Raw genomic sequence first — 13506 nt, 5'->3', positions numbered from 1 at the left:
CGTACCGCTGGAGGCCTCCGTCGGGAGAGAATGGAGACCGGACACGGACGGAGGCGAGATGACGGTGAACGACGCGCCCGCGCAGGACAGCGCGGAGCACGATGCCGCGACGCACACCCACGCCGCCTTCGAATGCCCGCTGTGCTTCACGCAGCTGCAGTCCGACCACAACTGGTGGCGTGCCCGCCCGGTCGGCTCCCGTCTGGTCGGACTCGTCGTCAATCGTGAGGACATGCCCTCGGTCACCGAACAGCGCACCGAGCTCGCCCGCTTCGGCGTGCCGATCGAGGGTTTCCGGCACCCGGCGCCCGAGACCATGGAGAGCTGGGAGTCGCGGCTGGCCCGCCTGTTCGGCCGGCTCGACCGCGGTGACGTCCTGGTGGTGACCTCGGTGCACGCCCTCGGCCGCGACATCGAGGAGGAGACGCGCACCGTCGCGGAACTGCACCGCCGCGGCGTCGTGGTCAAGGTGCTCGGCGTCGGCGGCAGCCACCTCTTCGACACCGGTCGCTGAACGCCGGGCCCGCCGCCACCGGGCGCTCCGCTACTACCGGGCCCTCCGCCGCTACCGGGCCCGCCGCCGCTACCGGGCCCGCCAGCATCCGGCGACGTGATCGTCGACCATCCCGGCCGACTGCATCAGTGCGTACATCGTCGTCGGGCCGACGAACCGGAAGCCCCGCCGGCGCAGCTCTTTGCTGAGGGCGACGGACTCCGGGGTCGTCGCCGGCACATCGGCGAAGGTCTGCGGCGGCCGGGACGCAGCGGGCGGAGCGAAGGACCACATCAGCGCGTCCAGTTCCCCGGGCGCCATCGACCGCACCAGACGGGCGTTGCCGACCACCGCCTCGATCTTCGCGCGGTTGCGGACGATGCCGGCATCCGCCATCAGGTGGTCGATGTCGGCCGGACCGAACTCCGCCACGAGCGCCGGCTCGAAACCGGCGAACGCCTCCCGGAACCGCGGACGCTTGCGCAGGATCGTGATCCAGCTGAGCCCGGCCTGGAACCCCTCCAGGCTCATCTTCTCGAAGAGCGCGCGGTCCCCGTGCAGGGGGGTTCCCCACTCCTCGTCGTGATAGCGCAGGTACTCCGGATCGGCGCCCGCCCAGGCGCACCGGGCGCGGTCGTCGAGTCCGAGCAGCACGTCGGTCATGCGATCACCGTAGCGGTGACGATCGGACCGACGCGCGCGCACAACGGCACGGGTCCCGCCCGACACGCCGCCCGGGACACGGCGGACCCGGGGTGTCGGGCAGGATCTCCGCCGTTGTGCGCCGGGTCGGCGCCCAGCCGGATGCGGAGTACCGGCCGGGCGGCGGCGGAGACGCCTACTTCTTCTTCTTCAGCGACTTCTCCGACATGGGCGCCTCACCGGATGCGGCGAGCGCGGCCATGTACGCGGCGGCCTCGTCCTGCCGGGCCTGCTCGGCTCCGGAGGCGATGGGAGCGCGGACGTGCTCCGGCTCGAAGCCCCACGCGTCGACGAGGTCCTGGGCGTGCGGGCGCAGCCGGTTGCAGAGCCGGCCGATGTAACGCGACACGGCCGAGGCACGCTGCGCCGACAGCCGACCGCTCATGAGGTACCAGGCGAGGTGCTTCTCGATGAGGGACAGCCCGAACAGATCGCGCAGCCAGGTGAGGACCTGAAGGGTGCCGTCGTCCCCGGCGCGGTGGATGGCGTCGGTGAAGGCCTCCCACTGCAGCAACTCCGCGTGCGCCCGCGCGGCCTCGATGAGGTCGGACTGGTTCTCGTTGAACACCGCGGCGGCCTCGGCCGGTGCGAGCTTGGCGACCGGACGCAGGCGCATGGCGACATCCGCCACCATCTGCTGCACCCGGTCGGCGAGGAGTTCGTGCTGCTGGTCCTCGCGCAGGCCCAGCTCCACCGAGCGGGCGGTCGAACCCAGGTCCGCGACCGCCTGACCCAGCTGACGCAGGCCCGCGCCGTGGAACACCTTGCCCGCCGTCTTGCCGACGGCGAAGCGGGCGAGTGCCGCCGCATCCTTGCCCTTGAACTGCTTCGCGTAGTCGCTCAGCAGTCGCTTGCCCACCAGCTGCAGCAGGACGTTGTTGTCGCCCTCGAAGGTGACGTAGATGTCGAGGTCGTGGTGCAACCCCACCAGACGGTTCTCGGCGAGGAAGCCCGCGCCGCCGCAAGCCTCGCGGCACTCCTGGATCGTGTCCAGCGCGTTCCAGGTGCTCAGCGGCTTCAGCGCCGCGGCGAGCGTCTCGAGGTCCTCGCGCTCGTCCGGGGTGTCGGTGCGCCCGGAGAACACGCCGTCGAACTTCTTCAGGAACTCGTCGTGGGCGAACGCCTGCGCGTAGACCGTCGCCAGGCGCGGAAGCAGCCGGCGCTGGTGGCGGCCGTAGTCCAGCAGCACGACCTCCGGCGTTCCCGCGCCGGAGTCGAACTGGCGGCGCTGGTTCGCGTAGGTCGTCGCGATGTACAGCGCGAGGGCGGCACCCGTGGTCGCGGCGCCGTCCAGCGAGATGCGGCCCTGCACGAGAGCACCGAGCATCGTGAAGAAGCGGCGGCCGGGGCTGGCGATCGCGCTGGAGTAGGTTCCGTCCGCGGCGACGTCCCCGTAGCGGTTGAGCAGGTTCTCCCGGGGGACGCGGACCTGGTCGAAGTGCAGCCGGCCGTTGTCGATGCCGTTCAGGCCGCCCTTCACGCCGTCGTCCTCACCGCCGATGCCGGGGAGGAACGCCCCATCCTCGTCGCGGATCGGGACGAAGAAGCAGTGCACGCCGTAGTTGACGCCGCCCGTGATGAGCTGCGCGAAAACCGTCGCTGCGCGCCCGTGCACGGCCGCGTTGCCGAGGTAGTCCTTCCAGGCGCCCCGGAAGGGCGTGTGGATGACGAACTCCTCGGTGTCGACGTCGTAGGTCGCCGTGGTGCCGATGGCGGCGACGTCGGAGCCGTGCCCGGTCTCGGTCATGGCGAACGCGCCCGGAAGGGCCATGTTCGCGACGTCCTTCAGCCACTTGTCGTGGTGCTTCTTGGTACCGAGCTGCTGGATGGCGGCGCCGAAGAGGCCCCACTGCACACCGGCCTTGATCTGGAGGCTCGGGTCCGCGAGGACCAGCTCCTCGAACCCGGCGATGTTCGCGCCGTTGTTGTCCTCGCCGCCGTACTCGGCGGGATACGCGCGTGCGGAGGCGCCGTTCTCGACCAGCAGGTGCAACTGGCTGAGCACGCGCTCGCGGTGCTCGTCGACCGACAGACCGTCCACGCGCCAGAAGGCGGGGTCCTTGATCATCTGGCGGGCCGCACGCCGGGTGTCGCCCCACGTCCCGAGAAGCAGATCGGTCACCGCGGCGACGTCGATGCGTGCCTCCGCGGCTTCGCTCGCGGAGTGGGCGGCGGTGGGGGCGCCGCCGGCGGGGGTGCGCGTGCTGGTGGCGGGCTTGGAGGTTCGGACGACGGCGTCAGCCATGGCATCACCCTTCGTTTCGGAGACGATGGAAGTCACCTTCAACGTAGGAGACCCACAAGCACACCCCAACTCACCTAGAGGTAAGTCACAAACCCGCGGCGGCGCGGTGCCGCCGCGCCTTGTGCGTCGGCTACATCCGCCCGCCTGCCGCGGCCGGGCCGGGCGGGGGGCACGGCGAGACGCGCGGGTAACGCGGGGGCGCGGGGTCAGGAAGCGGCGATGACCTCGAGCACGGCCTCGCCGTACGCGTCCTTCTTCTTGGCGCCGATACCGCTGATCCCGTCGAGGTCGGCCAGCGCGGCGGGCCGGTGTTCGGCGAGCGCCCGCAGGGTGGCGTCCCCGAACACGATGTACGCCGGCACACCCTGCTCGCGTGCGGTCTGGGCGCGCCACTCGCGGAGGGCCTCGAACAGCCCCCGGTCACCCTCGGCGAGGGTGTCGGATGCGGACGCACGCCGCGCCCGCGGGGCGCTCGCGGGACGGCCCATCACGTCGCGCCGCAGCGGAACCTGCTCGTCTCCGCGCAGCACCGCCGCGGCGGGCTCGCCGAGCGCCAGCGTCCCGTAGTCGCCCTTGGCGACCAGGATGCCCCGGGCCAGCAGCTGCCGGACGACACTGCGCCAGTCCTGGTCGCTGAGGTCGGCACCGATCCCGTAGGTCGCGAGCTCGTTGTGCCGTTGCTGCCGGATGCGTTCGGTGTCCGCGCCGCGGAGGATGTCGATGATCTGGCCGGCTCCGAAGGACTGGTTGCGCTCCCGCTGCAGGCGCACCACGGTCGACAGTAGCTTCTGCGCGGGGACGAGCCCGTCGAAGGTCTCGGGCGGCGTCAGGCAGGTGTCGCAGTTGCCGCAGGGATCGGACTGCTGCCCGAAGTAGCCGAGAAGGTTCTGCCGACGGCATCCCACGGTCTCGCACAGGGCGAGCATCGCATCGAGGTGCTGACCGAGCCGCATCTTGTACGTGCGGTCCCCCGGGCTCTGATCGATCATGCGCCGCTGCTGGACGACGTCGCCCAGCCCGTACGCCATCCAGACGACCGACGGCTCGCCGTCGCGGCCGGCGCGACCGGTCTCCTGGTAGTACCCCTCGACGGACTTCGGCAGGTCGATGTGCGCGACGAAGCGCACGTCCGGCTTGTCGATCCCCATGCCGAAGGCGATCGTCGCGACCATGACGACACCGTCCTCACGGAGGAAACGGGACTGATGCCGGGCGCGCATCTCCGCGGGCAGACCCGCGTGGTAGGCGAGCGCGTCGATCCCCTGCGTGCGCAGGTACTCGGCGGTCTGCTCCACGCTCTTCCGGCTGAGGGCATAGACGATGCCCGCCGACCCGCCCTCCTGCTGGGACCGGATGAACGACACGAGCTGACGGCGCGGATCGACCTTGGGTTCGATGCGGTACTGGATGTTGGGACGGTCGAAGCTCGCGACGAAGTGCTTGGCATCGCCGAGGCCGAGCCGCTCGGTGATCTCCCGGTGGGTCGCCCGGGTCGCCGTGGCGGTGAGCGCCATCCGCGGGACCCCCGGGAACTGCTCACCCAGGCCTCCCAGGGCGAGGTAGTCGGGCCGGAAGTCGTGACCCCACTGCGACACGCAGTGGGCCTCGTCGATCGCGATGACGGAGAGCCGCCCCCGGGAGAGCAACGCAGCGGTCGAACTCAGGTTGAGGCGCTCGGGCGCGACGTAGAGCAGGTCGAGGTCGCCGACGACGTAGGCCCGCTCGACCGCCGCCCGTTCGGCGGGGCTCTGGGTGGAGTTCAGGAACGCGGCACGGACACCGTTGGCGAGCAGGGCCTCGACCTGGTCGTGCATGAGGGCGATGAGCGGGCTGACGACCAGCCCGGTTCCCGGACGCACCAGCGCCGGGACCTGGTAGGTGACGCTCTTGCCCCCACCGGTCGGCATCAGCACGATCGCGTCGCCGCCGCCGACGACCTGGGCGACGATATCGGCCTGGTCGCCGCGGAAGGCGTCGTAGCCGTAGACCTCCTTGAGGACGGTCAGCGGATCGGCGCCGGTGAAGTCGCGGTGCTGCGGCAGCGCATCGGCGGATGCGGCCGTGCCGGAGGCGAGCGGACCCGCATCCGTCGCCGGTGCCGCGTACCGGGGCGCAGGGCCGGGATCCGGCATCGCGTCGTATCCCGCGGGCACGTCGTCGTAGGGCGGCGGGCCGTCGTCGTACGGCGGCGGCGCGTCCTCGTCGGTGGGCGGGGCCCAATCGTCGAGGGGGAGGTCGCCGTACGGAGAGTCGATCGGCGCGCGGGTCATCCCTCCAGGGTAATCGCGACCGCCGACCTCGCCGCCCGGGATGCGGTCAGCACCACTTGTCGGCGAGGGCGTTCACCACCGTGAGGTTGCGGTTGGTGGCGACGCCCAGGAGCTTCGCCGCCTGCAGGGGGTCGACGGTGCCGTTCTGATAGCCGGCGGCGAGCAGCGCATGCACGGCCCGGCCGCGCACGATCATCTCGCCGGCGGGGCCCGACGTCGCCTCGACCTGTGCGATCACGTCGTCCGGGAGTTCGTCCTTCAGCAGGTAGACGTAGTGCCGGGCGGCGTCGGGCCGGGTGGCGCTCACCTCGCGGGCGGAGGCGGCGAGTTCGGCGAACTGGTCCGCCCGGAAGACGATGGTCGGTACCGGGAAGCCGCGGTTCTCGAAGAACGCCCGCTCCAGCGCGTCCTCGATCCGGCCGCGGGAACGCATGCGGGTCGTGAACCGGACGTTGCCGGTGTTGATGTGCGTGACGATGTCCTCGAATCCCACGGACTCGACCGCGCGCCGGATCTCGTCCTTCGGGAACACCCGCTTCGCGCCCAGGTTGATGGCGCGCAGGAACGCCAGGTACGTCGACATCCGCCCATTGTGCGGGTGACCGCCGTGGTCGCGCCACAACTCCTGCAATCCGGCCGCCGTGGCGGTGTGGATGGGCTCAGCCCGGCACTTTGCAGGAGTTGTGCGGGAAGAGGTGCCACCACCTGCGCCGGCAGGGCCCCCGAGGGTCAGGGGAAGGCGGACTTCAGCTCCACGATCCGACGCGCCGAGGCGTCGACCTTCTCCCGGAAAACCGGGTCGCTCTCAGCGCGGTCCCGGACGGCCGCGTACATCTCCGGGAACACGGATGCGTCGGCCGAGACGAGCAGCAGATCGACCCCCGCGTCGATCGCCAGCGTCGCCCGGTCGGCGGGCGTCCAGCGCTCGACCTGGGCGGTGGCGGAGAGGTCGTCGGTCATGACCACGCCGTCGAACCCCACCTGGTCCCGGAGGAGCCCCGTCACGACCGGCGCGGAGAAGGCCGCCGGGGCGGTGGGGTCGATCAGCTCGTACACGGCCGTCGCCATCATGACCACGGCCGGCCCCTGCGGGATCAGCGTGCGGTAGACGGCCACGTCGGCGGATGCGGCGTCCACCGTCGTGTCCAGGACGTCCGCGGCGTAGTCGGTGTTGCCGGTCACGCGGCCGAGTCCCGGGAAGTGCTTGAGCGTCGGCAGGATGCCGGCGTCCCGCATCCCCTGGGCGAAGGCACCGGCTTTGGCGGCCACGGCGGCCGCGTCGAAGCCGTACTCCCGGTTGTAGATGCCGATGGGCTTGTTGTCGGCGGCGGTCTCCGGGCTCGTGACGATGTCCACGACCGGGGCCAGGTTCATGTCGATGCCGGCCGCGGCGAGCTGTGCGCCCCATCGCGCCGCGTCCGCACGCAGGGTGGCGTCGTCGCGCTGGGCCGAGGTCAGCGCCGTGGGCATGGCTTCGAAGCCCTCCCCGGAGAGCACCTGCACGTCGCCGCCTTCCTGGTCGGTCGCGACCCACAGGCGCGGCGCCTCCGGATCGTGCAGATCCGTGAACTCGGCGACCAGCTGAGCCGTCGCCGCAGCGCCCGCGGACGACCGGCCGTGCAGGAAGATGCCGCCGATGCCGTCGTCCGCCACGGCCGCCAGCGTGACCGGATCCGCGCCGTCGACGGAGGTGCCGACCATGAAGAGCTGGCCGACGCGCTCTTCGAGGGACAGATCCGCAATCGGATCCGCCACCGTCGGAGTCGGGCTCGGGGTGGGGGTGGTCGTCGTCCCGGACGGGGTCGGCGTCGCAGGCACTTCAGGGACGCAGGCGGTGAGCGCACCGAGGAGGATCAGGGCGATCGTCGCGCCCCGTAGTCGTCGGCCGGTTCCCATGCGCCCAGTCTCCCTCCTCCCCATCTGAATCGCCGGGGAGGGACGTTCGGGCGTCCGTGCACTCAGAGCCGGACGACCTCGGTGACACGGACGACGGCCGCGCCCTCCTCGGCGGACGCCGCCAGGTCGACCTCCGCGCGGATCCGCCAGTCGTGGTCGCCGTCGGGATCGTCGATGATCTGCTCCACCCGCCACACCCCTGCGGCGGCGTCGGACTCGTCGATGACGCACAGCGCGGGCGAGCGGGCGGGTCCGCCGGTGAGGATCTCGTCGTGCTCGTCGAAGTAGGCGTCGAGCGCGGTGGACCAGTCGATGTCCGGGTCCAGGGCGTTCAGCTCGTCGTCGCTCTGCCGCGCGGCGAGCGTGACCCGGCGGAACAGCTCGTTGCGCACGAGCACCGTGAACGCGCGACGGTTGACCAGCACGGACGGCGGCGCCGGTGGCACGACCGGTTCACCGGGAGTCCCCGCATCCGGGTGGATGAGGCTCTCCCACTCGTCGACCAGGCTGGAGTCGACCTGGCGGACGAGCTCCCCCAACCACTCGATGATGTCGAGCAATTCGTCGGTGCGCGCCTCGGCGGGCACGGTCTGACGGATGGCGCGGTAGGCGTCGCTGAGATAGCGCAGCACGAGCCCTTCACTGCGCGCCAGCTGGTACCAGTTGACGAACTCGGCGAAGGAGAACGCCTGCTCGAACATGTCGCGGACGACGGATTTGGGTCGCAGCTCGAAATCCCGTACCCAGGGCTGGCTGGACGCGAAGACCTCGAAGGACTGCGCCAGCAGGTCGGCCAGGGGCTTCGCGTAGGTGACCTCCTCGAGGAGGGCCATGCGCTCGTCGTAGTCGATGCCCTCGCGCTTCATCGCGGCCACCGCCTCGCCGCGCGCCTTGTACTCCTGCTGTGCGAGCACCGGACGCGGGTCGTCCAGCGTCGACTCGATCACGCTCACGACGTCGAGCGCGTAGTGCGCGGTGCCGACGCCGTCGACCCCGTCCTCGGGATCGAGCAGTTCGATGGCGGCGAGCGCGAAGGGTGAGAGCGGCTGGTTGAGCGCGAAGTTGGGCTGCAGATCCACGGTCAGCCGGATGGTGCCCGGTTCGCCCGGCGTTCCGGGCGGCACGATCTCGACCACACCCGCGGTCCGCAGCGTCTGGAAGATCGCGAGCGCGCGGCGAGCCAGCGCGTAGCGGCGGGCGAGCGGCTCGTGGTTGTCGAAGACGAGCGAGCGCACATTGCCGAAGACGTCCCCGCCGCGGCCGATGACGTTGATGAGCATCGCCGCGGTGAGCTTCATCTGCGGCACCAGGGGCTCCGGGGGCGCCTCGATCAGACGCTCGAACGAGCCCTGACCCCAGTTGACGACCCCGGTGGGGGCCTTCTTGCGCACGATCTTCTTCCGCTTCGCGGTGTCGTCGCCGGCCTTGCGGAGCGCCTGCTCGTTCTCGATCTCCCACTCCGGCGCCATCACCACGACGTTCCCGTAGGTGTCATAGCCCGCGCGTCCCGCGCGTCCGGCGATCTGGTGGAACTCCCGCGCACTGAGCTGACGCATCCGCGTGCCGTCGTACTTGGACAGCGCGGTGATGAGCACCGTCCGGATGGGGACGTTGATGCCGACCCCGAGGGTGTCGGTGCCGCAGATCACCCGCAGCAGTCCCTGTTGTGCGAGGGTCTCCACCAGCCGGCGGTAGCGCGGCAGCATGCCGGCGTGATGCACGCCGATGCCGGCGCGCACGAGCCGGGAGAGGGTCTTGCCGAAGGCCGTGGTGAACCGGAACCCGCCGATCGCCTCGGCGATCTCGTCGCGCTGGACCCGGGTGGCGACCTTGACGCTCGCGAGGGCCTGGGCGCGCTCCATGGCCTGGGACTGGGAGAAGTGCACGATGTACACGGGGGATTCGTGCTCTTCGAGCAGGGTCTCCACCAGTTCGTGCGCGGGCTTTCGGGCGTAGGAGAAGTGCAGCGGCACGGGACGTTCCACGCCGGTCACCTCCACGACCGGACGGCCGGTGCGCCGGGCGAGGTCCGCGGTGATCGGGCTCACATCGCCGAGCGTCGCCGACATGAGCAGGAACTGGGCGCGCGGCAGCGAGAGCAACGGCACCTGCCACGCCCACCCCCGATCCGGATCGCCGTAGTAGTGGAACTCGTCCATCACGACCTGGTCGACGTCCGCATCCGACCCCTGCCGCAGCGCGAGGTTGGCCAGGATCTCCGCGGTGCAGCAGATGATCGCGGCGTCGGGGTTCACCGAGGAGTCCCCGGTGACCATGCCCACGTTCTCCGCCCCGAAGATGTCGACCAGCGCGAAGAACTTCTCGCTCACGAGCGCCTTGATCGGGGCGGTGTAGTACGAGCGGCCACCGCGGGCGAAGCAGGCCGCGTGCGCGGCGATCGCCACGAGGGACTTGCCGGTGCCCGTCGGCGTGGACAGGATCACGTGGGCGCCGGAGACGAGTTCGATGACCGCCTCGTCCTGGGCGGGGTACAGCTCGATGTCACGATCGAGCGTCCACGACAGGAACGCGTCGTAGAGCGCATCCGGGTCGTCGCCGGCACCGCGGACGAGGTCGGCGAGGGAAGCGGTCATCCTTCGAGTCTGCCGGATGCGGCGCCCGCGCCGGGCCGTGCTCCACCCCGGCGGCGGCCCTACAGGGCCTGCGCCGGACCCCTCACCACCCCAGTTTGTGCGTCGGGGTGAAGGTGATCAGCGTGGAGAAGACCTCGGCCATCTTCTCCAGGGGCATCCCGTAGGCGGCGATCGCCTCCCGGTACTTCGCCTCGTACGGCTCACGGAACCGCCCGAGCCACTCCGTCACACCGCCGTCGGTGACCTCCACCGTGCCGCGGAACACCAGCACGTCGTCGCCGTGCGGACCGTCCGCGTTCAAGTGCATCAGGACGCGGGGGTCGCGGCGGACGTTGGCCACCTTCACCGTCCCCGGCTCGCTGAGCACGTAGATGCGGCCCTCGTCCCAGAAGAACCACACCGGGACCGCTCGCGGCGCCCCGTCCTTCCCGATGGTCGTGAACCAGGCGATGAGGTCGGTGGTGAGCATGCGCAGGTGCTTCTCGGTGGCCGGATCGCCGGCGTCGAACAGTTCGTCCATGAGGTCTCCTTCGTCCGTGCGGCTCACGTTATGCCCGAGCGCCGACGCGCGCGATCGGCTTGACGCGCGCGATCGGGCGGCCGGGCACCATGGCGCCCCTCGTCGCCTGCGCCTAGCGTGGAGAGCCAGCGACGAAAGGACCCGCCATGACCGACGCCGATGCCCCGGTGCACGTCGAACGGAACGACGCAGGATCCCGCTACGACATCCGGCTGGGGGAAGAGCCCGTGGGTGCCGCCTTCTACCGGGTGGACGGGTCCGGCCGCGTCGTCTTCACGCACACCGAGATCGACCCGGCCTTCGGCGGACGAGGGCTGGGCTCCGCCCTCGCCGAAGGTGCGTTGACGGATGCGGCCGCGCGCGGCGAGACGGTGGTGCCGAGGTGCCCCTTCATCGCCGAGTACCTCCGTGAGCACCCGATCGACGGCCTCCAGGTGGACTGGCCCGCCGACGGCGGCGAGAATCCGGCACGATGACCCGCCTGGACGCGGAGGTCGACGCCACCACCGAGGCGCCCGTGCCGCCGGCCGGGCCCCGCGCCGTCCTGCTCGAGTCCCGGGACGTCCCGCTCGGCGGTCTGCGCGGCATGCAGGTGCACCGGGTCCTGCCGCACCGTGACCTGCCGATGGTGGGTGCCTGGTGCTTCCTCGACCGGTTCGGGCCGCAGGAGGCCCGGATGCGCGTGGAACCGCATCCCCACATCGGCCTGCAGACCGTCACCTGGCCGTTCGTGGGGGATGTGCGCCACCGCGACGCTGTCGGCAGCGACGTCGTGATCTCGCGCGGTCAGCTGAATCTGATGACCAGCGGGGAGGGGATCGCGCACAGCGAGTATTCGCTCACGGACGAACCGATCCCGCTGGACGCGCTGCAGCTGTGGGTGGCCCTGCCGGAGTCCCGGCGGCACGGTCCGCCCGCCTTCGAACAGCACACCCGGCTCCCCGTGGCGGCCCTGGAGACGAGCGGGGAGGGACGAGCGGAGGCGACCGTCGTCCTCGGCGAGTTCGCGGGCGTCACGTCGCCGGCGAGCGCGTACACGCCCATCGCCGGCGCGGAGGTGCGCATCCCGCCCGGAGCCCGAGCGGTCCTGCCGCTGCATCCGGAGTGGGAGTACGCGATCGTCGGGATCGACGGCGACCCCCTCGTACATGCGGAGCCCGCGCGGAGCGAGGACGGCGACGTCCCCCTCGCCGCACTGCAGCTGCTCTATCTCGGCGTCGGCCGGGACCGCATCGAGGTCGGGTCCGCTTCGGGGGCGACGCTCTTCCTGCTGGGCGGCGAGCCGTTCCAGGACGAGATCGTCATGTGGTGGAACTTCGTCGGCCGTTCGCACGAGGAGATCGTCGCGGCCCGGGACGAATGGGAGTCCGGCTCCCCGCGATTCGGTCACGTCATCGGCCACGGTGATGAGCGGGTCCCGGCTCCTCCGCTGCCCGGGGTCCGGCTCACCCGACGGCGACGCCGGATGTGAGACCCGGCGTACGCATGACGGAGGCGGGGCGGGTCGAACACCCACCCCGCCTCGTCACGCGGGTTACTTGCGGCCGGTCACCTGACGGGCCACGATCTCGCGCATGATCTCGTTGGTACCGCCGTAGATGCGGTGCACGCGGGCATCCACGAACGCACGCGCCACCGGGTACTCGAGGATGTAGCCGTAGCCGCCGTGCAGCTGCACGCAGGTGTCCAGCACCTCCCACTCGCGCTCGGTGCACCAGAACTTCACCTTCGCCGCCTCTTCCGGCGTCAGCTTCTGCTGTCCGTAGAGCTCGATGGCGCGGTCGACGTAGGTCCAGAGCACATCCACGGTCGTGGCGATGTCCGCGAGCTTGAACCGGGTGTTCTGGAAGTCCGCGACCGGCTGCCCGAAGGCCTCACGGCTCTTCGTGTAGTCCAGCGTCCACAACAGCCCCGCCTCGGCCGCCGCGGCGGCGGCGACGCCGATCGAGAGGCGCTCGAGCGGCAGGTTGCGCATGAGCTGCACGAACCCGTGCCCGGGCTCGCCGCCGATGAGGTTCTCGTCCGGGATGAACACGTCGGTGAACGACAGCTCTGCCGTGTCGTGCCCGGCGAAACCCATCTTGTGCAGCTTCTTGCCGTGCTCGAAGCCCTCCATGCCGTTCTCGACCAGGACGAGGCTGAAGGCGTCGGGGCGGTTGCCCTCCCCGGTCTTCACGAACGTGACGAGCAGATCGGCGGTCTTTCCCGAGGAGATGAACGTCTTCGCACCGTTGAGGATCCAGCCGCCGTCGACCTTCTTCGCGACGCTCTTGATGCTGCGGAGGTCACTGCCGGTGCCGGGTTCCGTCATGGCGAGAGCGCCGATGACCTCTCCGGTCGCCATCCCGGGCAGCCACTTCTCCTTCTGCGCCTGCGTGCCGAAGTGGGCCAGGTAGGGCACCGCCAGGTCGTCCTGGATGCCGAAGGCTCCCGCGAGCGAGCCGAGACCGGCCTTGATGGTCTCCTCGTTGACGATCGCGCGGAACCGGTAGTCCTGCAGCATGCCGGCGCCGCCGAACTCCTCCGGAACGGAGAGCCCGATGATGCCGGACTCGCCGGCAGCCAGCATGGTGGCCCGGTCGACCTCGCCGTCCGCATCCCACTTCTCGCGCTTCTCGTTCGTGCCGTAGCGCTTGATGAACTCCTTGACGACGTCGCGGAATGCCTCGTGGTCCTCGTCGTAGATAACGCGCTCCATGGTGCGCCGGTCCTCCCTCTCCGCGGTGGCGGTTCTCAGGGCGACGCTGCGGCACGGGGTGCGCGCGGCGACGTCGCCACGTGCGCGA

General features: G+C 70.8%; 11 protein-coding genes. 3 read left to right on the top strand and 8 right to left on the bottom strand.

What is annotated here, in order from left to right; all coding sequences use genetic code 11:
* The first annotated feature begins 58 nt into the window (after nucleotides 1-58).
* A complete protein-coding gene (locus F6J84_RS00940) occupies nucleotides 59-514 on the top strand; it encodes a recombinase family protein (protein ID WP_150895125.1) in 456 nt (151 codons plus the stop codon).
* Between the two features lie 69 nt (nucleotides 515-583).
* On the opposite strand, the gene F6J84_RS00935 is transcribed toward F6J84_RS00940, so the two are convergent.
* From F6J84_RS00935 to F6J84_RS00905, 7 genes are all read right to left on the bottom strand, one after another.
* Nucleotides 584-1156 (bottom strand): DNA-3-methyladenine glycosylase I, encoded by a 573-nt coding sequence (locus tag F6J84_RS00935; protein WP_150970636.1) that lies wholly within the window; start codon nucleotides 1154-1156, stop codon nucleotides 584-586.
* Between the two features lie 175 nt (nucleotides 1157-1331).
* Nucleotides 1332-3440, bottom strand: a complete 2109-nt coding sequence (locus F6J84_RS00930) for an acyl-CoA dehydrogenase family protein (protein WP_150970634.1) — start codon at nucleotides 3438-3440, stop codon at nucleotides 1332-1334.
* Nucleotides 3441-3646: 206 nt separating this feature from the next.
* Nucleotides 3647-5710 carry a DNA helicase RecQ gene (recQ, locus tag F6J84_RS00925; RefSeq protein WP_150970632.1) on the bottom strand — a complete coding sequence of 688 codons (2064 nt, stop codon included), beginning with the start codon at nucleotides 5708-5710 and terminating at the stop codon, nucleotides 3647-3649.
* A 46-nt stretch (nucleotides 5711-5756) separates the two neighbouring features.
* Nucleotides 5757-6293, bottom strand: coding sequence for a DUF1697 domain-containing protein (locus F6J84_RS00920; RefSeq protein WP_150970630.1), 537 nt, complete (start codon nucleotides 6291-6293; stop codon nucleotides 5757-5759).
* A 146-nt stretch (nucleotides 6294-6439) separates the two neighbouring features.
* Nucleotides 6440-7606 (bottom strand): glycoside hydrolase family 3 N-terminal domain-containing protein, encoded by a 1167-nt coding sequence (locus F6J84_RS00915; protein WP_150970628.1) that lies wholly within the window; start codon nucleotides 7604-7606, stop codon nucleotides 6440-6442.
* A gap of 62 nt (nucleotides 7607-7668) precedes the next feature.
* Nucleotides 7669-10200 carry a DEAD/DEAH box helicase gene (locus tag F6J84_RS00910; RefSeq protein WP_150970626.1) on the bottom strand — a complete coding sequence of 844 codons (2532 nt, stop codon included), beginning with the start codon at nucleotides 10198-10200 and terminating at the stop codon, nucleotides 7669-7671.
* Between the two features lie 82 nt (nucleotides 10201-10282).
* Nucleotides 10283-10720, bottom strand: a complete 438-nt coding sequence (locus F6J84_RS00905) for a pyridoxamine 5'-phosphate oxidase family protein (RefSeq protein WP_150970624.1) — start codon at nucleotides 10718-10720, stop codon at nucleotides 10283-10285.
* A gap of 146 nt (nucleotides 10721-10866) precedes the next feature.
* On the opposite strand from F6J84_RS00905, the gene F6J84_RS00900 reads away from it, so the two are divergent.
* On the top strand, nucleotides 10867-11196 hold the full coding sequence (locus F6J84_RS00900) for a GNAT family N-acetyltransferase (protein WP_150970622.1): 330 nt from the start codon (nucleotides 10867-10869) through the stop codon (nucleotides 11194-11196).
* Nucleotides 11193-12191, top strand: a complete 999-nt coding sequence (locus F6J84_RS00895) for a pirin family protein (protein WP_150970620.1) — start codon at nucleotides 11193-11195, stop codon at nucleotides 12189-12191. The genes F6J84_RS00900 and F6J84_RS00895 overlap by 4 nt, the downstream gene beginning before the upstream one ends.
* A 63-nt stretch (nucleotides 12192-12254) precedes the next feature.
* Here F6J84_RS00895 and F6J84_RS00890 read toward each other — a convergent pair whose 3' ends face one another.
* Nucleotides 12255-13418 carry an acyl-CoA dehydrogenase family protein gene (locus tag F6J84_RS00890; protein ID WP_150970618.1) on the bottom strand — a complete coding sequence of 388 codons (1164 nt, stop codon included), beginning with the start codon at nucleotides 13416-13418 and terminating at the stop codon, nucleotides 12255-12257.
* Nucleotides 13419-13506 lie beyond the last annotated feature (88 nt).

Source organism: Microbacterium caowuchunii (assembly GCF_008727755.1).
GTDB classification, from domain to species: Bacteria; Actinomycetota; Actinomycetes; order Actinomycetales; family Microbacteriaceae; genus Microbacterium; species Microbacterium caowuchunii.
The sequence above is the reverse complement of the archived record's forward strand: the minus strand, read 5'-3'. Positions and strand labels throughout refer to the sequence as shown.